We start from the raw sequence: 22,418 nt of genomic DNA, 5'->3' as shown, positions 1-22,418 counted from the left end.
GCCGAGCGCCGCTCCCGTCGCCGCGGCTCCCGCCGAGCAGGCGCCCGCTGAGCAGGCCGCGCCCGCCGAGTCCCCCGCCGCCGAGGCGGCTCCGGCCGCTCCCGCTGAGCAGGCCGCACCGGCCGCCGAGGCCGCTCCCGCCGCCGAGGCCGCTCCCGCCGCCGAGACCCCGGATGCCGGCTCGCACGCCGGCTACGTCACGCCGATCGTGCGCAAGCTCGCGAACGAGAAGGGCATCGACCTCGCGTCGCTGACCGGCACGGGCGTCGGCGGACGCATCCGCAAGCAGGACGTGCTCGACGCGGCCGAGGCCGGCGCCCAGCCCGCCGCGGCCGAGCCGACCGCGCCCGAGGCAGCGGCGCCCGCCGCCCCGGCCGTCGAGGTCTCGCCCCTCCGTGGCACCACGGTGCCGATGTCGCGCCTGCGCAAGGTCGTCGCCGAGCGCGCCGTGGTCTCGATGCAGACCAGCGCGCAGCTCACCACGGTGGTCGAGGTCGACGTCACGAAGGTCGCGAAGCTCCGCGACCGCGTGAAGGCCGACTTCCTCGAGAAGACCGGCACGAAGCTCTCGTTCCTGCCGTTCTTCACGCTGGCGGCCGCCGAGGCGCTGCGCACGTACCCGATCATCAACGCGACGGTCGACGGCGACAGCATCGTCTACCCGGACCACGAGAACATCTCCATCGCGGTCGACACGGAGCGCGGGCTGCTCACGCCCGTCGTGCGCGACGCGGGCGACCTCGACCTCGCGCAGCTCTCGCAGCAGATCGCGGACCTCGCGGGCCGCACCCGCGAGAACAAGCTGAAGCCGGACGAGCTCGCGGGCGGCACCTTCACGGTGACGAACACCGGCTCGCGCGGTGCGCTGTTCGACACCCCGCTGGTGTTCCTGCCGCAGGTCGCCATCCTCGGCACCGGCGTGGTCGTGAAGAAGCCGGTCGTGGTCACCCAGGACGGCTCCGAGGCGATCGCCATCCGCTCCACGGTGTACCTCGCCCTGTCGTACGACCACCGGATCGTCGACGGCGCCGACGCGGCGCGCTTCCTCACCACGGTGAAGGCGCGCCTCGAGGCCGCCGACTTCGAGGGCCAGCTCGGCATCTGAGTCACCCGGCCGCGAGCAGCTCGCGGATCCGCCATCCGGCCTCCCCCCTGATCATCAGGAGGGAGGCCGGACCGGTCTCCGGCCCTGTGGCATCCGTCGGCGCCAGCGCCACGATCACCGCGGCGCCGAGCCGTCCCGTCACCGTGGCACCCTCGGCGTGGACCGGGACCGGTGCCGTCCCGCCCTGCTCGATCGCCGCGATCGCGGCCTCGTCGTCCGCCAGCGCCGCGGAGCCCGGCTCGTCGACCGCCGTCAGACCGGCGGCGTCGAGATCGCTGACGCAGCGGTCCCGCGCGGCGAGCAGCACCGGCAGCGCCGCGAGCGGGTCGTCGCCGGCGACGGCGGCGGTGGCCGGATCCGGTGCGGCAGCCGTCTCCGGGTCTGGCGTGCTCGACCGCGGCGGGGGTGTCCCGTCCGGGGCGGATGCCACCACCGGCGCCGAGGAGCCCGACCCGGACGGAGGCCGGCCGACGTCGACCGAGGCGCCCGGCGCCGGCAGCACGGCGACGGCCACCACGGCCGAGACCCCGCCGCCGACCACGGCCAGGAGCACGCGCCGGCGTCCCGTGCCGAGCGCGCGCCAGCGCCGACGGACGGGCTCGACCAGCAGGCGCATCGGCGCGGCGGACGCGGCTGACCGGTCGTCGAGCGGCAGTCCATCGACCGGTGGTCCCTCGACCCGACCTCCACAGACACGAGGCTCGCTCGGACGGCCCCGCCGGCGCCGATCCCGCCGCGGCGGATCGAGCCGGCCGACCCCGACCGATCGCGGGACCGCCGACTCGGGAGCCCCCTCGGCCCCCGGCGCCGCGAACGTGAGCGGTGACGCCGTGGTGACGCGGAACAGCCCGTCGAGCAGGACCTCCGCGATCTCGGCGTCGGCGGCGCACGCGAGCTCGGCGAGCACGTCCGCCGCGGCCTCCTCCCCCGGTCCGCTGACGCGCGACAGCACGGTCTCGGCGAGCGAGCGGAGCGCCGCCCGGTCGGCGGCGACCGGATCGATGGTCTCGAGCACCGCCTCCGCCAACCCGCCCGGGAAGAGCGCGGCGCCGCCGAACCCGATGACCGTCGGCGCGCCCGCCGCCGAGAGCAGGATCCGGCGCGGCGAGATCCGGCCGTGCGCGACGCCGGCCCCGTGCAGCTGCGCGACCGTCTCGGCCAGCGGCGCGAGCACGGTCGCCGCCTCGCCGGCGGGCAGCGGGTCGCGCGCCGCGAGCCAGGTGCCCAGGGCACCGCGCGGCAGTCTCGGCAGCAGCAGCGCGAGGGCGCCGTCGGGCTGAGCGGACACGTCGAGCAGCGCGGCCACGTGCGGTGAGCGCCCGCGCTCGAGCGCGGCCGCCGTCCGGTCCGCCGTCTCGCGGTGCTCGGCCGGGAAGAGCTTCGCGACGAGCTGCGGGCCCCGCTCGGCGTGCAGCAGCAGGATCGACGCCTGCTCGTCGCGCGCGAGGGCGCGGATCACCCGGAAGCCCGCGACGCGGTTCGGCAGCGGCGGAACGGTGGTGGGGCCGCGGGCGTCGACGGGGAAGGTCACCGGGCCAGGGTGCGCGCGGCACCGCCCGCCGCGCGGGCCGCGGCCGGCATCCGTGCAGGACGGCCGGCTGCGCGCGGCTGGGGAGGAGCGGTGTCTAGACTCGACGCGTGGTCGACTACGTCGTCACGGGGCTAAGCGCCAACTCCGTGTCGTATTCGACGGCCCTCGCACAGCAGCGTGCCCTGCACGCGGATGTGGTGAGCGGCCGGGCGCTGGATACCGTCCTCCTGCTCGAGCACGAGTCCGTGTACACCGCGGGCAAGCGCACCGAGCCATCCGATCTGCCGTCCGACGGCACGCCGGTCGTCGACGTGGATCGGGGCGGCCGCATCACGTGGCACGGTCCCGGCCAGCTCGTCGGGTACCCGATCGTGCGGCTCCCGCAGCCGCTCGACGTCGTCGCGTACGTCCGGCGGCTTGAGGCCATGCTCATCGCCGTGCTCGCCGAGTTCGGCGTCGCGGGCGAGCAGGTCGAGGGCCGCAGCGGCGTCTGGCTGCGCGGCACGGACAAGATCGCCGCGATCGGCGTGCGCGTCGCGGACGGCGTGACGATGCACGGGTTCGCGCTGAACTGCTCCAACTCGTTCGAGCCGTACCGGCGCATCGTCGCGTGCGGGCTCGCCGACGCCGGCGTGACGAGCATCAGCGCCGAGACGGGCGCGCGGGTGACGCCGACCGACGTCGTCCCGGTGGTCGAGCGGCTGTTCGCCCCCCTCGTGCTGCCCCAGGCGGTGCCGGCATGACCGCGGCACCGGACGGCCGCCGCCTGCTCCGCCTCGAGGTGCGCAACGCGTCCACCCCGATCGAGAAGAAGCCGGAGTGGATCAAGACGCGCGCCCGGATGGGACCGGACTACACCGAGCTCAAGGGCCTCGTGCGCGAGGAGAACCTCCACACCGTGTGCGAGGAGGCCGGCTGCCCGAACATCTACGAGTGCTGGGAGGACCGCGAGGCCACCTTCCTCATCGGCGGCAGCCAGTGCACGCGCCGCTGCGACTTCTGCCAGATCGACACCGGCAAGCCCGCGGACTACGACACGGACGAGCCGCGCCGGGTCGCCGAATCGGTGCGGGCGATGGGCCTGCGCTACGCGACGGTGACCGGCGTCGCCCGTGACGACCTGCCCGACGAGGGCGCCTGGCTGCACGCGGAGACGGTGCGGCAGATCCACCAGCAGAACCCGGGCACGGGCGTCGAGATCCTCGCCACCGACTTCTCCGGCGACCCTGAGCTGCTCGACGTGGTCTTCGCGAGCCGGCCGGAGGTCTTCGCGCACAACGTGGAGACGGTGCCGCGCATCTTCAAGCGCATCCGCCCGGCGTTCCGCTACGACCGCTCGCTCGCCGTGATCACGCGGGCCCGCCGCGCCGGCCTGATCACGAAGTCGAACCTCATCCTCGGGATGGGCGAGGAGCGCGAGGAGGTGAGCACCGCCCTGCGCGACCTCCGCGAGGCCGGGACGGACATCATCACGCTGACGCAGTACCTGCGGCCGAGCCCCCGGCACCTGCCGGTGGCCCGCTGGGTGCGCCCGGAGGAGTTCCTCGAGCTCAAGGCGGAGGCGGAGGAGCTCGGCTTCCTCGGCGTGCTCGCCGGTCCCCTGGTGCGCTCGTCGTACCGCGCCGGACGGCTCTGGGCGCGCTCGATGCGGCTCAGCGGCCGGGCCATCCCCGAGCACCTCGCCCACCTCGAGCGCGCCGACGAGGGCTTCGCCCAGGCCGTGTCCTGAGGCGCGCGCCGAGGGGCGGAGCGCGTCTCGACGGGCGGTGTCCTGAGGAGCACGTGCGGGCCGTATCCTGATGGACATGGCCCGCACCACCTCCCCCGAGAAGGAGCCGAACCGCATCGTGCAGATGTGGCGCGTGTTCCAGATGACCCGGCGCTACGACCCGCTCGTGGTCTGGTACCTGCTCGGCGCGATCGTCGTCCTGTCCGGCCTCGGCGTGCTCGCGGGCATCCTGCTCTCGCGTGCGAACCCGCTCGGCCTCGTGCTCTACATCGTCGCCGGCGTCGTCGGCGGCCTGCTGGTCGCGCTGATCATCCTCGGCCGGCGTGCCGAGCGCGCCGCCTACTCGCAGATCGCGGGCGAGCCCGGCGCCGTCGGCGCGGTCATGAAGAGCGGACTGCGCCGCAACTGGTCCGGCACCGAGATGCCGATCGCGATGAGCCCGAAGACGAAGGACGCGGTCTACCGCGCCGTCGGCCGCGGCGGCGTCGTGCTCGTCGGCGAGGGACCGAGGGCCCGCACCCAGCGCATGCTCGACGAGGAGCGCCGCAACGTGCTCCGCGTCGCCGGCACCGTGCCGGTGCACTTCCTCTACGTGGGACCGGATGCCGACTCCACGCCGCTGTGGAAGGTGCCGACCGCGATGAACCGCTACAAGCGCGCGCTGACGGCCGCCGAGGTGAGCGCGGTGTCGAGCCGGCTCGCGTCGCTGTCGAAGACGGTCGGCGGCGTCGGCATCCCGAAGGGCATCGACCCGATGAAGGTGCGCGCGCCCCGTCCGCGGTAGCGGCTCAGATCCGCACCAGCACCGTGCCGGCCGCGCGGTCGTGCACGCCGCGCTGGTCGCGGTCCCAGATGACCGCGGGGATGACGATGCACAGCAGCAGCGTCCGCCAGATCGGGCGCCACCAGGCCAGCCGTCCGCCGGTGATCGGCACGAGCCGCATCCGGCAGATCAGGTGCCCGGGCGTCGCGCCGAGCAGCTCGAGGAAGACGATCTGCAGCACCGCGAACAGCGCCAGGTTGACGAAGGCGTCGGTGCCCTGGCTGGTGCGGAAGAACGCGAACGAGATCAGCAGCGCGGCGCCCCAGTCGATGAGGATCGCGGCGATCCGGCGTCCGAGCCGTCCGATGGAGCGCGGTCCCCCGGCGGGGAGGCCGAGGCGCCGGCCCGGCCAGTCGGGCGGTGGGGCCTGCGAGGTCACCCGATCAACGCTACCGGGCGGGTCCCGCGTAACATCCCGGAAACATTTGCGTCACTATGGAGAAACGGCGTCCCAATAGGGTCGCCGTAGCCGCCGGTCCGTCCGGTGGAGAACCCGTGCCCACGGCGATCTGGAGTAACGCCCTATGTCCAACCCCCTGTTCAGCGACTCGTCCGAGGTCCTGAAGTTCATCAAGGACACCGACGTCAAGTTCGTCGACGTCCGCTTCACCGACCTGCCCGGCGTGCAGCAGCACTTCAACCTGCCGGCCTCGATGATCGACGAGGACTTCTTCGCCGTCGGCCAGCTGTTCGACGGCTCGTCGATCCGCGGCTTCCAGTCGATCCACGAGTCGGACCTGCAGCTCATCCCCGACATCTCGACCGCGTTCGTCGACCCGTTCCGCACCTCGCGGACGCTCGTCATCGTCTTCGACATCTACAACCCGCGCAACGGCGAGATCTACGGCCGCGACCCGCGTCAGGTCGCCAAGAAGGCGGAGAAGTACCTCGCTTCGACCGGCATCGCCGACACCGCCTTCTTCGCCCCCGAGGCGGAGTTCTACATCTTCGACGACGTCAAGTACGAGGTGAAGCAGAACAAGTCGTACTACGAGGTGGACTCCTCGGAGGCGGCCTGGAACTCCGGCCGCGAGGAGGAGGGCGGCAACCTCGCCAACAAGACCCCCTACAAGGGCGGCTACTTCCCGGTGACGCCGGTCGACCAGCACGCCGACCTCCGCGACGACATCGTCGAGAAGCTCATCGACGTGGGCCTCGAGGTCGAGCGCAGCCACCACGAGGTCGGCACCGCCGGCCAGGGCGAGATCAACTACAAGTTCGACACGATGGTCCACGCCGCGGACGACATCCTGAAGTTCAAGTACATCGTCAAGAACACCGCGCTCGAGTGGGGCAAGGTCGCGACCTTCATGCCGAAGCCGCTCATGGGCGACAACGGCTCGGGCATGCACGTGCACTCGTCGCTGTGGGACGGCGGCAAGCCGCTGTTCTACGACGAGCAGGGCTACGGCGGCCTGTCGGACATCGCGCGCTGGTACATCGGCGGCATCCTCAAGCACGCGTCCGCCCTGGCCGCGTTCACGAACCCGACGGTCAACTCGTACCACCGCCTGATCCCGGGCTTCGAGGCTCCGGTCAACCTGGTCTACTCGGCCGGCAACCGCTCCGCCTCGATCCGCATCCCGATCACGGGCACCAACCCGAAGGCGAAGCGCATCGAGTTCCGCGCGCCCGACTCCTCCGGCAACCCGTACCTCGCGTTCGCCGCGATCCTGATGGCCGGCATCGACGGCATCAAGAACAAGATCGAGCCGCACGAGCCGGTGGACAAGGACCTCTACGAGCTGCCGCCCGAGGAGGCCAAGGACATCCCGAAGATGCCGGGCTCGCTCGAGGACGCGCTGAAGGCCCTCGAGGCCGACAGCGACTTCCTGCTCGAGGGCGGCGTCTTCAGCGAGGACCTGCTCGAGGCGTGGATCGACTACAAGCGCGAGAAGGAGCTCCTGCCCTTCGCGCAGCGTCCGCACCCGTTCGAGTACGAGCTGTACTTCGGCGTCTGATCGCCGACCGCACCACGGCGAGGGCCGCATCCGGATTCCCGGGTGCGGCCCTCGCTGCATGTGCTGCCGGGTCCACCCCCGCACTGGGGTGAGCGGCGGCCGCGCTCCCCCGGGCAGTCTGACGGCGTACCGATCAGAGCAGGGGGAGCTCCGATGGAACGACTTCCGAGGCTGGCCGCCGCCGTGGCGCTCGTCACGGCGCTGCTGGTTCCGACCGCTGCGGTCGCGCTGCCCGCGCTCGCCGCGCCCGCGGCCGCGCCGGTCGCCGCCGCGCCGGTGACGACGGCGACGACCGCGGCCGCCGTGACGCCGACCGCCGCGGCGCAGCCGGTGTACCGGTTCTGGAGCCCGGTCTTCCGCTCGCACTTCTACACGATCAGCGCCGACGAGCGCGACTCGGTCATCCGCACGTATCCCGGCGTCTGGTCGTACGAGGGCGTCGCCTACGGCGCGTTCACGATGAAGCAGCCCGGCACCGTGCCGCTCTACCGGTTCTGGAGCTCGCGCTTCAGCGGCCACTTCTACACGAGCAGCCAGACCGAGAAGGAGCACGTGCAGCAGGTCTACGACTCGTTCACGTGGGACTACGAGGGCATCGCCTTCTACGTCTACCCGACGACGACGGACGCGGCCGACACGAAGGTCGTCGCGCGGTTCTTCAGCCCGACGTTCGTGCACCACTTCTACACGGCCGACCCGACCGAGGCCGCCTATGTGAAGGCGACGTACCCGGCGAGCATCTGGTCGTACGAGAACGACAACTTCCGCGTCCCGTCGACGACACCGGCGGCCGCCCCGCTCGCCGTCTCGGTCCGCGCCGGCACCTACCGGGTCGGCACGGCCACCGGCAGGGTCGCGCCGGGGCTGTACCAGACCGCGGGCGGCGCGTCCTGCTACTGGGCGCGCCTCTCCGGCTTCGGTGGCACGTTCTCCGAGATCATCGCGAGCGACGCCGGCGCGGCGGGCCGCCAGTACGTGCGGGTGAAGGCCGGCGACGCCGGGTTCACCTCCGACGGCTGCGCGACCTGGATCCGGATGGCCGACTCGAGCACGAACATCACCTCGGGCACGTTCGGCACCGGGCAGTGGCTCGTGAACCGCGACGTGGCTCCCGGCACCTACACGTCGACCGCGACGACGGGCTGCTACTGGCAGCGCGACGCCGCGCCGTCCGGCGAGTACGCCGACCTCGTGGCGAACGGCTACGTCGGCCGCGGCACCGTCTCGGTGACGATCGCCGCGACCGACGCGGTGTTCTCGTCCTCGGGCTGCGGCCCGTGGACGAAGACCGGCTGACCCGGCGGGACGGGTCGAGTCGGCCGCGCCGGCTCAGGCCACCGCGAACACGGGGCCGGTGCGCAGGTCGAGCAGCTCGCGCGGCTCGGCGACGCCGAGGCCGATGACGCGCCAGCCCGCCGCACGCCAGCGGTCCGCGTCCACGTGGTTGCGGGCGTCGATGAGCAGCCGGGTGCGCACGAGCGCGCCGAGCTCCTCCGGGTCGACTTCGCCGAACTCCGCCCACTCGGTGAGCAGCAGCACGGCGTCCGCACCCCCGACGGCCGTCGCCGTGTCGTCCACGAAGGTCAGCGTCGGGTACGTGCGCCTCCCGGTGCCGCCGGCGGCGGGGTCGTAGACGGCGACCTGGGCGCCGCGGAGGTGCAGCGCCGCCGCGACGTTGAGCGCCGGCGAGTCGCGCACGTCGTCCGTGAGCGGCTTGAACGCGGCGCCGAGCACGCCGATCCGCCGGTTCAGCACCGTGCCGCCCAGGGCGTCGAGCGTCTGCTCCACGACGCGCTGGCGCTGGCCCATGTTGATCTCGTCGACCTCCTGCAGCAGGCCGACCGCGGCTGGCGCGCCGAGCTCGCCGGCGCGGTGCATGAGGGCCCGGATGTCCTTCGGCAGGCAGCCGCCTCCGAAGCCGAGGCCGGCGTCGAGGAACGAGCGGCCGATGCGCGGGTCGTGGCCGATCGCGTCGGCCAGCACCCGCACGTCCGCGCCGGCGGCGGAGCAGACCTCCGCGATGGCGTTGATGAACGAGATCTTCGTGGCGAGGAACGCGTTCGCGCTGACCTTCACGAGCTCGGCCGTCGGCAGGTCGCAGACGACGACCGGGGTGCCCTCGGCGATCGGCCGGGCGTACAGCGTCCGCAGGATCGACTCGGCGGCGGCGGAGGTGCCTCCGAGCACGATGCGGTCCGGTGACAGGGTGTCGCCGACGGCCTTGCCCTCGCGCAGGAACTCGGGGTTCCAGACCAGCTCGGCCGAGAGCCCCTCCGGTGCGAGCGCGGCCGCGATCTCCCGGAGCCGCTCGGCGGTGCCGACGGGCACGGTCGACTTGCCGACGATGAGGCCGTCGTGGGTGAGGCTCCGCGCGACGTCCGCGGTGGCGGCCTCCACGAAGTCGACGTTCGCCGCGTGGCTGGTGAGCCGCTGCGGGGTGCCGACGCAGATGAAGTGCACGTCGGACTCCCGCACGGCCCAGGGCAGGTCCGTCGTGAAGCGGAGGCGGCCGGTGGCCGTGTGCCGCGCGACGAGCTCGGCCAGTCCGGGCTCGTAGAACGGGATGCGGCCCTCCTGGAAGGCGGCGATCTTGGCCGGGTCGGAGTCGACGCCGATGACGTCGAAGCCGAGCTCGGCGAGGGCGGCGGCGTGCACGGCGCCGAGGTAGCCGGTGCCGATGACGCTGGCGACGGGCTGCGGAGGGGTGTCGAGGTCGGTGCTCATGGGAGGGTCCTCTCGGAAAGGTGGATGACGAGGCGCGGTGCGGGCGGTGCGGGGCGGTGCGTGCTCAGAACGGGCGGGCGGCGAACCGCGTGCCGGGCGCGGTGTAGCCGGCGATGAAGGCGTCGAGCGACTGCCGGGTCGACTCCAGCCGCCAGTCGTTCGTGGAGGTGTCGTCTTCGGCGAAGCTCGTGACGGTGAGGTCGAACCAGCCGAAGCCGACGATGTCGGCATTGGCGGGATCGTTGAGCCCCCGGAAGAACGAGGTGATCCACGCGGGCTTCTTGCCGCCCGTCTCCGTGGCGCCGACCTCCGACAGGAAGATCCGCTTGTCCGGGGCGATGGCGCGCAGCTGGCCGAGCGTGCGGCCGAACGTGGTCGCGAAGGTGCCGTCCTCGTTCGCGGAGCGCAGGTAGCCCGACATGCCGACCCAGTCGACGTAGGCGTCGCCCGGGTAGAGCGAGGCCGTATGGCTCTGCGACTGCAGGCTCGAGGTGAGGCGGTCGACGCGGTTCGGCGACCAGAGCCAGATGACCTGGCTGTTCGCGCCCTCCTGCTCGAAGACCTCGTGCACGTGCTGCCACATCTTCGCGTACTCGCCCGCGGCGTTGCCGTTGGTGCTCTCCGACCAGGGGTACCAGTCGCCGTTCATCTCGTGGTCGAGGCGGATGACGACGGGCAGCCCGGTCGTGCGCACGTCGGCGGCGAACTGGTGCAGGTAGGCGTCGTGGTCGCCGCGGATGATGCCGGCGAGCGTGTAGTCGGGATCGTCCTTCTCGGCGTTCGAGGCGCCGATCGGGCGGGACTCCCAGGTCATCACGGGCAGCATCCCGCGCTTCCACGCGGCGGTGACCCCGCTGGAGCGGTAGTTCTCGTCCCACCCGGTGAAGAAGCCGACCGCGCCCGGCTGCTCGCCGACCTGGTGCGACACCGAGTCGAAGCCCGACCAGTTGAACGGGGCCTGCGCCGTGTAGAGCCCGAAGTACGGCGACGCGGGGTCGATGATCGACGCCCGCGACGGGGCCGTGACGGCCGCGGGCACGACACCCGCGGTCGGCTTGGTCTTCGTGCCGGCCGCGGTGACGGCCTTGCCGCCGGAGGAGGCCTGCAGCGCGGCGAGCTGCGCCTGCGAGTCGGCCAGCTGCCGGCGCAGCTCCGCGACCTGGGCATCGGAGACGCCGCCCTTCGACCACGCGGCCTGCAGCTGGCTGCTGAGGCGCACGTTGTCGGAGAGCAGCTTGTTGCGCTCCTGCACCATGCGGTCGGCGGTGGTCTGCCCCTGGACGAGGCGCTGGGCGGTCTGGACCGGGCCGCTCGGCGACGCCCAGACGACGGCGGACACGCCGAGCAGGGCGAGCACGAGCACGACGGCGCCGACGGCGGCGCCGCGGCCGCTGCGGGGACTGGTGGCCCACCAGGAGCGGGCGGCGGTCAGGGCAGCGCTAGACAAGGAACATCGCCTCCAGGGTGACGATCGCGATGGCGATCAGGTACGGGACCGCGGCGAGCGGATTGGGCCGGCGCCGACGGCGTGCGGGTGCCGCGACGGCGGCATCCGCTCGGACGGCTGCCCGCGGGCGGGCTGCGGTGAGGGTGGCGGTGCCGCCGGAGGATCCGGCGCCGGCCGGCGCCGCGGTGCCGGGCACGAGCTCCGACCCGCCGTCGACCGGCGGGGCGGACGATCCCCCCACGTCGTCCGACCCGCCGGAGTAGGCCCCGGCGCGGGTGCCCCAGCCGCTCGCATGGGCGAGGCGGACGAATCCGATGAGCCGGATGGGCATGAGGAACAGCGTCGAGAACACGATGAAGAACGGCAGCCGCAGGAAGTCCGACGGCTTCTCGGCGAGGTGCCGGAGCTGGCGGATGCCCATGCTCAGCACGGAGGAGACGACCATGAGCGCGAGCACCCAGATCAGCCCGCTCGCGACGCCGAGCTCGCGGAGGATGCCGGCGTAGAAGTCGTAGCCCTGGTGGGTGATCGAGCGGTAGATCCAGCCGCCGATGACGCCGGCAAGCAGGAACGGCAGCACGATGTCCATGACGAAGAACAGCGCGAGCACCGGCGCGTGGCCGAGCATCCAGGGCAGCATCCGCAGGGTGTTGTACTGGCTGCCGCGCGCCCAGCGCAGCTGCTGCTTGAACAGCTTGCGAAGCTCGAGCGGGGCGTCCGTGTAGACGAGGCTCGTGTACTGGTACACGGTGCGGTAGCCGGCCTTCAGCGTGAGGTTCGTCAGGGTGCGGTCGTCGCTGACCTCGAGGAACACGCCGAGGAACTTCTGGGTCATGAAGTCGTGCATGACCCGCATGAGGATGCCGCGGCGGAACGCGATCGTGCGGCCCGGGAGGCAGCCCACCTGCCCGAGTACGCTCTGGGCGGGCATCGAGTACAGCGCCCGGCTGTTCTCGAGCCAGTCGGCCCAGCGGGTGAGGAACGAGCGATGCGGATCGAGGATCCGCTGCCGCGTCGTCACGCCGCCGACGGAGGGATCGGCGAACGGCTTGACGAGCTCCTCGAGCGCGCCCTCCGTCCAGATCGTGTCCGAGTCGACGAGCACGGTGATCTCGCCGGTCGAGAGCTCGGTGCCGATCTTGACGGCGTTGCGCTTGCCTGGGATCGGCGTGTGCACCCACCGCACCAGCGGCGCGAACTCCTCGCAGACCTCGACGAGGCCGGGGTTCGGCTTGCCGTTGATGACGACGATGATCTCGCCGGGGCGCTGCTCGACCATCCGGCCGATGACGTCGCGGAAGAGGTCGAGCGGCTCGTCGACCACCGGCACGACGACGCTGGTGGTGCCGTCGAACCGGCCGCGGAACGGGCGGTACCGCGACGACAGCACGAGCTTGAGCAGCCAGAGCAGCCAGATGAGCGCCGAGTACACCGCGAACAGGTAGATCGCGGGATGGCCCTCGATGAGATGGCGCAGCTGCAGGATGAAGATGAACATTCGGTCCCCGAATCGGTGGAGGGAGCTCCGCGACGCTGGGAAGCCGATGATCGGTGGGCGGCCGTCCGACTGGGTGCCGGAGTGCGACCACTGTCCACCGAGCGACGGGCGCGTTTCAAGTCGGCATCGCTCACCTCTGCTCACCCGGGTATCACCCGGGCTACGGGCCGGTCGTCCCCCGTCCGCAGAACGGCCGACGGCGCCGGATGTCAGCGGAAGCGCGGACCGGCATCCGTCGGCTAGATCCGCAGATACCCAGGTCAGACGTAGTTCTCGAGCGACCTTGCGGATGTACCCCTCGGCGAGGCTGACGGACGGTGCGCCCGCCTATCGGGGTACGGCGTACCCCCGGACGGGGTACGCCTCAGATCCGTGAAAGAAAGTTCTGCTCACCCGTGTCGCCCGGGCGTGTCGCGCGCCGCCACGAGCGCCCGGACGGCCGCAGCAGCTCGAAGTGGTCGCGCTCGAGGAGCCGGAGCACGCGCTGCTGCGCGGGGCTGAAGGCGGCGAGGCCGTGCTGCGTCGGCAGCGGCTCGGGAGGCCCGACCTCCCATCGCCGGCCGCCGCGCTCGAGCACGGCTCCCCCGGCGGCGACGAGGTTGCGGTGCCATTGCACGGCGGGGCCGTAGGTCAGCTCGATCACGAAGCCGCCCGCCGCGGGCGCGACGATGATCGGCGTCGCGAACTCGCGTCCGGACGTTCGGCCGATGTGCCGGATGATCCAGAACGGCCCGATCCCGGCGGCGGCCAGCCGCAGCGTCAGCCGGTTCAGCGTGCGCTTGATCAGGCCGAGCCAGAGACTGCGGAGCCGCGTCATGCCCCGACGCTACGCCGCCGGGTCCGGCAGGGGAACCGCCATCGGGGGTCCCGGCGCACAGGTGGGCGGGGCGATCAGGCGGGCGGGGCGATCAGGCGGGCGGGGCGATCAGGCGGACGGGGCGATCAGGCGGACGGCCGGGGCCCGTAGAACAGCCGCTCGAACACCTGCCGAGCGTGCCGCGTCGTGCGCAGGTAGTCCTCCTCCAGCGTGCTCGCGCCGCCGGGCGGGTACTCGAGCAGCCGCGCGACCCCCTCGAGGTCCTGCCGCCCCACGGGCAGGCTGTCACCGGTCTTCGCGGTCCAGAGCGTCAGCGCGGAGCGGGCGCGCGAGGCGAGCAGCCAGGCGGCACGCAGGCGGTCGGCGTCGCCGCGGGAGACGAGCTCGGCCTGCACCGCGGCATCGAGCGCGCGGAGCGTGGACGGCGTGCGCAGCGCGGGCACGGCGTGCGCCGAGCGGAGCTGCTGCAGCTGCACGAGCCACTCCACGTCGCTGAGCGACCCGCGCCCGAGCTTGAGGTGCCGGGTCGGATCCGCGCCGCGCGGCAGCCGCTCGGACTCGACCCGCGCCTTGATGCGCTTCACCTCGCGCTGGGCGGCGTCGTCGAGCGCGGACGGATAGCGGATGCCGTCGGCCATCGCCTCGAATTCGGCGAGCAGTCCGGCCTCGCCGACCGCGCCGCGCGCCCGCAGCAGCGCCTGCGCCTCCCACGTCAGCGACCAGCGCGCGTAGTAGGCGCGGTACGAGTCGAGCGAGCGCACCACGGCGCCGTTCTTGCCCTCCGGCCGGAGCCCGGTGTCGAGGTCGAGCGGCAGGCGCAGGTCCTCGGTGAGGCGGGTGAGCTCGCGCACGATGTGCTGGGCCGTCCGCTGCGCCTCCTCCGGCTCGGCGCCCGCGGCGCGGTAGACGTAGACGATGTCGGCGTCGCTGCCGAAGCCGAGCTCCTCGCCGCCGTAGCGGCCCATCGCCACGATCCCGAACTCGATGCCGTCGCCGGGGCGGTGCACGAGCTCGAGCACGCCGGCGAGCAGCGCGGTCGTGACGTCGGCGAGGCCCTTGCCGAGCTCCTCGATGCCGATCACCCCGATGATGCCGCCGAGCGCGAGCCGCAGCACCTCGCGGCGGCGGGCCGTGCGGAGCGCGAGCGCCGCCTGGTCGATGTCGTCGTGCCGGGCGACCGTCGCCGCGCTCTCCTCGAGTAGCGCCGCCGCCTCGCGCGGCCGCAGGTCGTGGTCGCTCGCCAGCCAGGCCGCCGCCTCGGGTATCCGCTCGAACAGCACGCCGACGAAGCGCGACGCCGCGAGCACCGAGGTGAGCCGCTCGGCCGCGCCGGACGAGTCGCGCAGCATCCGCAGGAACCAGTGCGACTCGCCGAGGTCGTCGCTCATCCGGCGGAACACGAGCAGGCCGTTGTCCGGATCCGCGCCCTCCGACAGCCACTGCAGGATGACGGGCAGCAGCGTGCGCTGGATGGCCGCGCGGCGCGAGACGCCGGCCGACAGCGCCGCGATGTGGCGCAGCGCGCCCGCCGGGTCGTGGAAGCCGATCGCCGCGAGCCGGTCGACGGCCTGGGCGCTCGTGAGGGCGAGCCCGTCCTCCGGCAGCGCGGCGACCGCCGAGAGGAGCGGCCGGTAGAACAGCCGCTCGTGCAGGCCGCGCACCTCGCGCTTCACGGCCTGCCACTGCTCGACGAGCCGCTCGCCGCCGCCCTGCTGGCCCGCAGCCCGGGCCAGCACGCGCAGCGCGTGGTCGTCGCGCGGCATGAGGTGCGTGCGGCGGAGCCGGGAGAGCTGGATGCGGTGCTCGAGCAGGCGGAGGAAGCGGTAGTCGCCGCCGAACTCCCCCGCCTCGAGCCGCCCGATGTAGCCGCCGTCCGCGAGCCCGCGCAGCGCGTCGAGCGTCGAGCGCTGGTGCACCTCGGGGTCGGCGTGGCCGTGCACGAGCTGGAGCAGCTGCACCGTGAACTCGACGTCGCGCAGACCGCCCGGGCCGAGCTTGAGTTGCACGTCGAGCTCGTCGGCCGGGATGTGGTCGGTGACGCGCTCGCGCATCCGCTGCACCGACTCGACGAAGCCCTCGCGCATCGAGCTCGACCAGACGAGCGGCGAGACCCCGGCGACGTAGCGGTCCCCGAGCTCGAGGTCGCCGGCGAGCGGACGGGCCTTCAGCAGCGCCTGGAACTCCCAGTGCCGAGCCCAGCGGTCGTAGTAGGCCAGGTGGGAGTCGAGCGTGCGCACGAGCGCGCCGTCCTTGCCCTCCGGCCGGAGGTTCGGGTCGACCTCCCAGAGCGAGGGCTCCACGGCCAGCTCGTGGATGGCGCGCATGGTGTCCATGGCGAGCCGGGTCGCGATCTCGACGGCCCGGTCGTCGCCGACGGCCTCGCGGTCGGCCGACTCCCCGACGAACACGACGTCGACGTCGCTGACGTAGTTCAGCTCGCGGGCGCCCGCCTTGCCCATCCCGATGATGGCGAGCCGGGTCTGCTCCACCTGGGCCGCCGGGAACCGGCTGTCGGCGCGGGCGAGCAGCAGCGCGGCGTCGAGCGCGGCGCCGGCGAGATCGGCCAGCCCCGCCGCGACGACCGGCAGCACGGCGGTCGGATCGGCCGCGGCGAGGTCCCACTCGGCGATGCGCAGCAGCTCGCGCCGGTAGGCCACCCGCAGCGCCACGCGCCCGTCCTCGCCCGCGAGCCCGCCGACCGCGGCGGTGAGGCGGTCGCGGTAGACCTCGGGACGCTCGGGACCGCGCTCGAGCGGATCCAGGAGCGCGTCGAGCTGCGCCGGGCGCCGCTGCAGGAAGTCGGCCAGGCCGTCGGAGGCGCCGAGCACCCGCACGAGTCGGGCGGCGGCCTCCGGATCCGAGAGCACCGGCTCGAGCCGCTCCGGGGCGCGCTCGAGCAGCCGCAGCAGCCGGTCGAGCGCCGCATCCGGATCCGCGGCCGACCCGAAGGCCGGCACGAGGTGCACGGGCACGCGCTCGAGCCGCTCGGCGGCCTGCGAGAGGTCGTCGAAGCCCAGCCGCGCGAGCTCGGTGAGCGTGGTTCCCGAGCGCGCCATCTCGCCTAGAGCAGCCCGAGGTTGGCGGAGAGCTCGTACGGCGTGACCTGCGCGCGGTACGCGGCCCACTCGCGGCGCTTGTTCTGCAGCAGGTAGTTGAAGACCTGCTCGCCGAGCGTGTCGGCCACGAGCTCGCTCTCCTCCATGATGGCGAGGGCGCGATCGAGGCCCGACGGCAGCGGCTCGTAGCCGAGCGCGCGGCGCTCCGCGTCCGTCATGCCCCAGACGTCGCCCTCGGCCTCCGGCGGCAGCTCGTAGCCCTCCTCGATGCCCTTGAGGCCGGCGGCCAGCATGAGCGCGAAGGCGAGGTACGGGTTGGCTGCGGAGTCGAGGGCGCGGTACTCGACCCGCGCGCTCTGGCCCTTGTTGCGCTTGTAGAACGGCACGCGCACGAGCGAGGTGCGGTTGTTGTGGCCCCAGGTGATGTAGCTGGGGGCTTCGTCGCCGCCCCAGAGCCGCTTGTAGGAGTTGACGAACTGGTTCGTCACCGCGGTGATCTCGGGCGCGTGGCGCAGCAGGCCGGCGACGAACTGCCGCGCGATGCCGGAGAGCTGGTACTCCCCCGCCGGGTCGAAGAACGCGTTGGTGTCGCCCTCGAACAGCGAGACGTGCGTGTGCATGCCCGAGCCCGGACGGCCGGCGAGGGGCTTCGGCATGAACGTCGCGTAGACGCCCTGCTCGATGGCCACCTCCTTGATGACCGTGCGGAACGTCATGATGTTGTCGGCCATCGTCAGCGCGTCGGCGTAGCGGAGGTCGATCTCGTTCTGGCCGGGGCCGGCCTCGTGGTGGCTGAACTCCACCGAGATGCCGAGGTCCTCGAGCATCCGCACGCTGCGGCGGCGGAAGTCGTGCGCGGTGCCGCCGGGCACGTTGTCGAAGTAGCCAGCGTGGTCGACCGGCTCAGGACCGCCGCCGTCGGACTGCGACGACTTCAGCAGGTAGAACTCGATCTCCGGGTGCGTGTAGAACGTGAAGCCCTTGTCGGCCGCCTTCGCGAGCGCGCGCTTGAGCACGTTGCGGGGGTCGGCGACGGCGGGCTGGCCGTCGGGCGTGGTGATGTCGCAGAACATCCGCGCGGTCGGGTCGATCTCGCCCCGCCAGGGCAGGATCTGGAACGTCGCCGGGTCCGGATGGGCCATCACGTCGGCCTCGTAGGTGGGGATCAGTCCCTCGATCGCGGAGCCGTCGAAGCCGACGCCCTCGCTGAACGCACCCTCGACCTCGGCGGGCGCGAGCGCCACCGACTTCAGGGTGCCCACCACGTCGGTGAACCAGAGTCTGACGAACTTGACCCCGCGCTCCTCGATGGTGCGGAGGACGAAGTCGCGCTGCTTGTCCATGCAGGCCCTTTCTGCTCGATCAGTAGGCTATCGGCTATGCCCCGTCTCCGATTGGCACTGGCTCAGACCAACCCGATCGTGGGGGATCTCGTCGGCAACGCCGAGCAGATCCTCGGCGCCGCGCGGGAGGCCGCCGCCGCCGGAGCGGACCTCGTCGCCGTCGGCGAGATGGCCCTCTCCGGCTACCCGATCGAGGATCTCGCGGCCCAGCCGGGCTTCCTGCGCTCCGCGTCGGAGGCGGTGCCGGCGCTGGCCGAGCGGCTCGACGCCGAGGGGCTCGGCGAGCTCGTGGTCGTCGTCGGGCACCCCGACGGCCCGCATGAGCCGCGGCTCCTCGGCACCTCGAACGCCCCGACCGCGATCGCCCAGAACTGCGCCAGCGTGCTGCACCGCGGCCGCGTCGTCGCGCGCTACGCGAAGCACCATCTGCCGAACTACTCCGTGTTCGACGAGTACCGCATCTTCATCCCCGGCGACGAGCTGCTCGTGCTGCGGCTGAAGGGCGTCGATGTGGCGCTCATCGTCTGCGAGGACCTCTGGCGCGACGGCGGCCCGGTCGGCCGCGTGCTCAGCGCGGATGCCGGGCTGCTGCTCGTGATCAACGCGAGCCCGTTCGAGCGCGACAAGGACGAGGTGCGGCTGCCGCTCGTCACCCGCCGAGCGACCGAGACGGACACGATCGTCGCCTACGTGAACATCGTCGGCGGGCAGGACGACCTCGTCTTCGACGGCGACAGCGTCGTCGTGGACGGGCAGGGCGACATCCTGGCGAGGGCGCCGCAGTTCCGCGAGCACCTGCTCGTCGTCGACGTCGAGCCCGAGCCGGCCGCCACGGCGGACCTGCCGCCGGACGTGCGCCGTGTCGAGCTCGAGCTCACGGCGCACTCGGAGGAGCAGCCGGTCGTCGACGCCGAGGTCGTCGAGCTGCCGGACGACCGCGAGCAGCTCTGGAACGCGCTCGTGCTCGGCCTGCGCGACTACGTGGAGAAGAACCGCTTCCCGAGCGTCGTGCTCGGCGTCTCAGGGGGCATCGACTCGAGCGTCTGCGCGGCGCTGGCCGCGGACGCCATCGGCGCCGACCGCGTGCACGGCATCTCGATGCCGAGCCGCTACAGCTCCGAGGGGTCGAAGGACGACGCGGCCGAGCTCGCCGAGCGGATCGGCTTCCACTACTCGGTGCAGGCGATCGCCGACCTCGTGCTGCCGATCGAGACCCAGCTCGGGCTCACCGGCACCGCGGCGGAGAACCTGCAGGCGCGCATCCGCGGCATGATCTGGATGGCCGAGTCGAACACGCACGGTCACCTGGCCCTGACGAACGGCAACAAGACGGAGATCTCCGTCGGCTACTCGACGATCTACGGCGACGCGGCCGGCGGCTTCGCGCCGATCAAGGACGTGCCGAAGACGCTGGTCTGGGAGCTGGCCCGCTGGCGCAACGCCGTCGCGGCCGAGCGCGGCGAGACGCCGCCGATCCCGATCGCCTCGATCGAGAAGCCGCCGAGCGCCGAGCTGCGCCCCGACCAGGTGGACCAGGACACGCTGCCGCCGTACGACCTGCTCGACGAGATGCTCGAGCGCTACGTCACCCGGCGCTGGGGCCGCGACGAGCTCGTCGCCGACGGCTTCGACCCGGAGACGGTCGACTTCGTGACGAAGCTCGTGGACCGCGCCGAGTGGAAGCGGCGACAGGGCGCGATCGGCCCGAAGATCTCCGGGATGGCGTTCGGACGGGATCGGCGACTCCCGATCACCTATCGGCCCACTCGCTGATCCGGCCGGTAGCCTCGCCCGCATGACGACGGCCGCCGCTCCGGCGCGCGTGCGCTCCCTCGCGGGGCTGAGCGCGCTCCCGTTCGTGCTCGTCGCCGTCGTCCACCTCGGCGCGAAGTCGCTGGGCTGGACGGACCTCGACCACTGGACGAAGCCGCTGCTCATGCCGGCGCTCGCCATCCCGATCGTGCTGCTCGGTCGCCGCGGCGCCGTGGCCCCGGTCGCGGCGCTGCTGGCGGGTGCGCTGCTGTCGTGGATCGGCGACATCACCATCCAGAACCTGCCCGTCGGGCTCGGCTTCTTCCTCCTCGCGCACCTCGCCTACCTCGTGGCGTTCGCGCTGGCGTTCCGCCACCGGGTGCCCCGCTGGGCCGCCCTCTACGCGGTCTGGTGGGTCGCGCTGCTCGTCGGCCTGCTCCCGTTCCTCGGCGGCATGGCGATCCCGGTCGCCGTCTACGGGCTCGCGCTCGGCGCCATGGCCGCCGCCGCGACCCGGGGCGGGATCGTGACCGGCATCGGCGGCGCGCTGTTCGTGCTGTCCGACTCGCTCCTCGCCGTGCGGCTGTTCACGCCGGCCCTCCAGGACCGCGCGTCGGACGTGCTGATCATGGCGCTGTACCTCGCCGCCCAGGGGCTGCTCGTCGCCGGGGTGCTCCGCCGGCGCGGCTAGGGTGGGCACATGGCAGACGAGGTCGTCAAGCGCGTCCGTACCCGGCACTTCGCGAACGCGAAGGAGCAGGGCATCCGGATCACCGGGCTGACGAGCTACGACCAGCTCACGGCCGGCATCTTCGATCGCGCCGGCATCGACTTCCTGCTCGTCGGCGACTCGGCCGGCAACAACGTGCTCGGCTACGACACGACCGTGCCCGTCACGATCGACGAGCTCATCCCGCTCGCCCGCGCCGTCGCCGGCGCCGTCAAGCGGGCGTTCGTGATCGCGGACATGCCCTTCGGCTCCTACGAGACCGGGCCGGACGAGGCGCTGCACACCGCGTTCCGCTTCATGAAGGAGACCGGCGCCCACGCCGTGAAGCTCGAGGGCGGGGTGCGCAGCGAGGAGCAGATCCGCCGCATCGTCTCCGCCGGCATCCCGGTGATGGGCCACATCGGCTTCACGCCGCAGAGCGAGCACCAGCTCGGCGGGCACGTCATCCAGGGCCGCGGTGAGGCGGTCGAGGCGCTGCTCGAGGACGCCCGGGCGGTCGAGCGCGCCGGCGCCTTCGCCGTCGTGCTCGAGATGGTGCCCGCGGACGCCGCCGCGCGGGTCACGAAGGAGCTCGGCATCCCGACGATCAGCGTCGGCGCCGGACCGGACTGCGACGGCCAGCTGATGGTCTGGACGGACTGGGCGGGCCTCACGACCGGCCGCGTGCCGAAGTTCGTCAAGCGTTACGCGGACCTCGCCGGCGTGCTCGAGGATGCGGCGCGGACGTACGCGGCGGACGTCGCCTCCGGCGCCTACCCGGCCGACGAGCACTCGTACTGAGTCCCGGAGGAGCGCTAGCGGTCCTCGGCGTCCTCGGCCGCCCAGGCGCGGGCGCGCTCCCTCGCGATCTCCGGCGCGCGGGAGGCCTCCTCGCGGGATGCGAAGGGCCCGTCGCGGTCGGATCCGAGCGACTGCGCGCCCTCTTCGACCTCGCCGGTCTTGTTGTTGTACCACCACTCGCTCATGCCGCCAGCCTAGGACGGCGGTGCCGCGGCACGGTGGACGGACCGCATCCATCTAGGCTGGGCTGATGCCCTGGGATGCAGACGGACGCTTCGTGCCGGGACACGTGTCGCCCGAGCGCCCCGTGCCCCGCGACATTCCGCGTCCGGAATACGTCGGCCGTCCCGGACCGACCCTGACCCGCCGCGGCGACGTGTACTCCTTCGAGGAGATCGGGCGCATCCGCGAGGCGGGCCGCATCGCCGCCCGCGCCGTCGAGGCCGCCGGCGCCGCCGTCGCGCCCGGCGTCACGACCGAGCAGCTCGACGAGATCGTGCACGAGTTCCTCGTGCAGCACCGGGCGTATCCCTCGACCCTCGGCTACCGCGGGTACCCGAAGTCGAGCTGCACCTCCGTCAACGAGGTGATCTGCCACGGCATCCCCGACGACACCGTCCTGCGCGAGGGCGACATCGTCAACATCGACGTGACCGCGTACCGCGACGGCATGCACGGAGACCTCAACCGCACGTTCGCGGTCGGGCAGGTCGCTCCCGAGGTCGCCGAGCTCGTCGAGCGCACCGAGACCGCGATGCTCCGGGGCATCAAAGCCGTGGCACCGGGTCGCCAGGTGAACGTGATCGGCCGCGCGATCGAGAGCTACGCTGCGCGCTTCGGCTACGGCGTCGTGCGCGACTACACCGGGCACGGCGTCGGCCAGCATTTCCACTCCGGGCTGATCATCCCCCACTACGACGAGCCCCGGTACGCCGACGTCATGGACCCGGGCATGGTCTTCACCGTGGAGCCGATGCTCACGATCTCCGGCGAGGAGCGCTGGGATCTCTGGGCCGACGACTGGACCGTGGTCACCCGCGACCGCTCGCTCACGGCGCAGTTCGAGCACACGCTCGTCGTGACCGAGTCGGGCGCGGAGCTGCTGACGATCCCCTGAGCCGG

General features: G+C 72.6%; 19 protein-coding genes. 10 read left to right on the top strand and 9 right to left on the bottom strand.

The window, feature by feature from the left end; translation table 11 throughout:
* A partial coding sequence (gene sucB, locus AC1RSJ_RS12110; protein WP_493118639.1) for a 2-oxoglutarate dehydrogenase, E2 component, dihydrolipoamide succinyltransferase occupies nt 1-1,105 on the top strand: 1,105 nt, incomplete at its 5' end.
* A 1-nt stretch (nt 1,106) separates the two neighbouring features.
* Here the strand turns inward: sucB and AC1RSJ_RS12105 are convergent.
* Nucleotides 1,107-2,636, bottom strand: a complete 1,530-nt coding sequence (locus AC1RSJ_RS12105) for a protein kinase family protein (RefSeq protein ID WP_493118638.1) — start codon at nt 2,634-2,636, stop codon at nt 1,107-1,109.
* A gap of 107 nt (nt 2,637-2,743) precedes the next feature.
* On the opposite strand from AC1RSJ_RS12105, the gene lipB reads away from it, so the two are divergent.
* The 3 genes from lipB to AC1RSJ_RS12090 all read left to right on the top strand — a co-directional run bounded on the left by lipB (nt 2,744) and on the right by AC1RSJ_RS12090 (nt 5,149).
* Nucleotides 2,744-3,379 (top strand): lipoyl(octanoyl) transferase LipB, encoded by a 636-nt coding sequence (lipB, locus tag AC1RSJ_RS12100; RefSeq protein ID WP_493118637.1) that lies wholly within the window; start codon nt 2,744-2,746, stop codon nt 3,377-3,379.
* Nucleotides 3,376-4,365 carry a lipoyl synthase gene (gene lipA, locus AC1RSJ_RS12095; RefSeq protein WP_493118636.1) on the top strand — a complete coding sequence of 330 codons (990 nt, stop codon included), beginning with the start codon at nt 3,376-3,378 and terminating at the stop codon, nt 4,363-4,365. Before lipB ends, lipA begins: the two co-directional genes overlap by 4 nt.
* Before the next feature lie 76 nt (nt 4,366-4,441).
* A complete protein-coding gene (locus tag AC1RSJ_RS12090) occupies nt 4,442-5,149 on the top strand; it encodes a DUF4191 domain-containing protein (RefSeq protein WP_493118635.1) in 708 nt (235 codons plus the stop codon).
* A 4-nt stretch (nt 5,150-5,153) separates the two neighbouring features.
* Here the strand turns inward: AC1RSJ_RS12090 and AC1RSJ_RS12085 are convergent, their stop codons facing one another.
* Nucleotides 5,154-5,567 (bottom strand): RDD family protein, encoded by a 414-nt coding sequence (locus AC1RSJ_RS12085; protein WP_493118634.1) that lies wholly within the window; start codon nt 5,565-5,567, stop codon nt 5,154-5,156.
* Nucleotides 5,568-5,712: 145 nt separating this feature from the next.
* Between AC1RSJ_RS12085 and glnA the strand changes: the two genes are divergently transcribed.
* Entirely contained in the window at nt 5,713-7,149 is a 1,437-nt protein-coding gene (gene glnA / locus AC1RSJ_RS12080) for a type I glutamate--ammonia ligase (protein ID WP_493118633.1), read from the top strand.
* Nucleotides 7,150-7,302: 153 nt separating this feature from the next.
* Nucleotides 7,303-8,445, top strand: coding sequence for an Rv1352/Rv1906c domain-containing protein (locus AC1RSJ_RS12075; protein WP_493118632.1), 1,143 nt, complete (start codon nt 7,303-7,305; stop codon nt 8,443-8,445).
* Between the two features lie 33 nt (nt 8,446-8,478).
* On the opposite strand, the gene AC1RSJ_RS12070 is transcribed toward AC1RSJ_RS12075, so the two are convergent.
* From AC1RSJ_RS12070 to AC1RSJ_RS12045, 6 genes are all read right to left on the bottom strand, one after another.
* A complete protein-coding gene (locus tag AC1RSJ_RS12070; protein WP_493118631.1) occupies nt 8,479-9,873 on the bottom strand; it encodes a UDP-glucose dehydrogenase family protein in 1,395 nt (464 codons plus the stop codon).
* 64 nt (nt 9,874-9,937) lie between these two features.
* Nucleotides 9,938-11,320, bottom strand: a complete 1,383-nt coding sequence (locus AC1RSJ_RS12065) for a glycoside hydrolase family 26 protein (protein WP_493118630.1) — start codon at nt 11,318-11,320, stop codon at nt 9,938-9,940.
* Nucleotides 11,313-12,818, bottom strand: coding sequence for a glycosyltransferase family 2 protein (locus AC1RSJ_RS12060; RefSeq protein WP_493118629.1), 1,506 nt, complete (start codon nt 12,816-12,818; stop codon nt 11,313-11,315). Before AC1RSJ_RS12060 ends, AC1RSJ_RS12065 begins: the two co-directional genes overlap by 8 nt.
* Nucleotides 12,819-13,182: 364 nt before the next feature.
* Entirely contained in the window at nt 13,183-13,635 is a 453-nt protein-coding gene (locus tag AC1RSJ_RS12055; protein ID WP_493118628.1) for a PNPOx family protein, read from the bottom strand.
* A gap of 125 nt (nt 13,636-13,760) precedes the next feature.
* Nucleotides 13,761-16,691: a bifunctional [glutamine synthetase] adenylyltransferase/[glutamine synthetase]-adenylyl-L-tyrosine phosphorylase gene (locus AC1RSJ_RS12050; protein ID WP_493118627.1), complete on the bottom strand. Its 2,931-nt coding sequence runs from the start codon at nt 16,689-16,691 to the stop codon at nt 13,761-13,763.
* A gap of 5 nt (nt 16,692-16,696) precedes the next feature.
* The gene (locus tag AC1RSJ_RS12045; RefSeq protein WP_493118626.1) at nt 16,697-18,034 is read right to left on the bottom strand and encodes a glutamine synthetase family protein; all 1,338 of its coding nucleotides are present in this window, start codon (nt 18,032-18,034) and stop codon (nt 16,697-16,699) included.
* A gap of 36 nt (nt 18,035-18,070) precedes the next feature.
* Here AC1RSJ_RS12045 and AC1RSJ_RS12040 point away from each other — a divergent pair, with 36 nt between their 5' ends.
* The 3 genes from AC1RSJ_RS12040 to panB are packed head-to-tail and all read left to right on the top strand — an operon-like array spanning nt 18,071 to nt 21,296.
* The gene (locus AC1RSJ_RS12040; RefSeq protein ID WP_493118625.1) at nt 18,071-19,807 is read left to right on the top strand and encodes an NAD+ synthase; all 1,737 of its coding nucleotides are present in this window, start codon (nt 18,071-18,073) and stop codon (nt 19,805-19,807) included.
* Nucleotides 19,808-19,829: 22 nt separating this feature from the next.
* Nucleotides 19,830-20,477: a lysoplasmalogenase family protein gene (locus tag AC1RSJ_RS12035; RefSeq protein WP_493118624.1), complete on the top strand. Its 648-nt coding sequence runs from the start codon at nt 19,830-19,832 to the stop codon at nt 20,475-20,477.
* Nucleotides 20,478-20,486: 9 nt separating this feature from the next.
* Nucleotides 20,487-21,296, top strand: coding sequence for a 3-methyl-2-oxobutanoate hydroxymethyltransferase (gene panB, locus AC1RSJ_RS12030; protein WP_493118623.1), 810 nt, complete (start codon nt 20,487-20,489; stop codon nt 21,294-21,296).
* Nucleotides 21,297-21,310: 14 nt separating this feature from the next.
* On the opposite strand, the gene AC1RSJ_RS12025 is transcribed toward panB, so the two are convergent.
* A complete protein-coding gene (locus AC1RSJ_RS12025) occupies nt 21,311-21,481 on the bottom strand; it encodes a methionine aminopeptidase (protein ID WP_493118622.1) in 171 nt (56 codons plus the stop codon).
* 65 nt (nt 21,482-21,546) lie between these two features.
* Here AC1RSJ_RS12025 and map point away from each other — a divergent pair, with 65 nt between their 5' ends.
* Nucleotides 21,547-22,413 carry a type I methionyl aminopeptidase gene (gene map, locus AC1RSJ_RS12020; protein ID WP_493118621.1) on the top strand — a complete coding sequence of 289 codons (867 nt, stop codon included), beginning with the start codon at nt 21,547-21,549 and terminating at the stop codon, nt 22,411-22,413.
* Nucleotides 22,414-22,418 lie beyond the last annotated feature (5 nt).

Source organism: Schumannella sp. GW821-FHT10F01, from assembly GCF_058809295.1.
This window is presented reverse-complemented; position numbering and strand designations above follow the sequence as displayed.

Excerpts from the sequence above, each read along its gene's own strand:
- AC1RSJ_RS12060 (WP_493118629.1), bottom strand. The coding sequence starts at position 12,818 with ATGTTCATCTTCATCCTGCAGCTGCGCCATCTCATCGAGGGCCATCCC.
- AC1RSJ_RS12025 (WP_493118622.1), bottom strand. The coding sequence starts at position 21,481 with ATGAGCGAGTGGTGGTACAACAACAAGACCGGCGAGGTCGAAGAGGGC.
- AC1RSJ_RS12045 (WP_493118626.1), bottom strand. The coding sequence starts at position 18,034 with ATGGACAAGCAGCGCGACTTCGTCCTCCGCACCATCGAGGAGCGCGGG.
- glnA (WP_493118633.1), top strand. The coding sequence starts at position 5,713 with ATGTCCAACCCCCTGTTCAGCGACTCGTCCGAGGTCCTGAAGTTCATC.
- lipA (WP_493118636.1), top strand. The coding sequence starts at position 3,376 with ATGACCGCGGCACCGGACGGCCGCCGCCTGCTCCGCCTCGAGGTGCGC.
- AC1RSJ_RS12075 (WP_493118632.1), top strand. The coding sequence starts at position 7,303 with ATGGAACGACTTCCGAGGCTGGCCGCCGCCGTGGCGCTCGTCACGGCG.
- AC1RSJ_RS12055 (WP_493118628.1), bottom strand. The coding sequence starts at position 13,635 with ATGACGCGGCTCCGCAGTCTCTGGCTCGGCCTGATCAAGCGCACGCTG.
- AC1RSJ_RS12040 (WP_493118625.1), top strand. The coding sequence starts at position 18,071 with ATGCCCCGTCTCCGATTGGCACTGGCTCAGACCAACCCGATCGTGGGG.
- AC1RSJ_RS12035 (WP_493118624.1), top strand. The coding sequence starts at position 19,830 with ATGACGACGGCCGCCGCTCCGGCGCGCGTGCGCTCCCTCGCGGGGCTG.
- AC1RSJ_RS12090 (WP_493118635.1), top strand. The coding sequence starts at position 4,442 with ATGGCCCGCACCACCTCCCCCGAGAAGGAGCCGAACCGCATCGTGCAG.
- panB (WP_493118623.1), top strand. The coding sequence starts at position 20,487 with ATGGCAGACGAGGTCGTCAAGCGCGTCCGTACCCGGCACTTCGCGAAC.
- AC1RSJ_RS12050 (WP_493118627.1), bottom strand. The coding sequence starts at position 16,691 with ATGGCGCGCTCGGGAACCACGCTCACCGAGCTCGCGCGGCTGGGCTTC.
- AC1RSJ_RS12070 (WP_493118631.1), bottom strand. The coding sequence starts at position 9,873 with ATGAGCACCGACCTCGACACCCCTCCGCAGCCCGTCGCCAGCGTCATC.
- map (WP_493118621.1), top strand. The coding sequence starts at position 21,547 with ATGCCCTGGGATGCAGACGGACGCTTCGTGCCGGGACACGTGTCGCCC.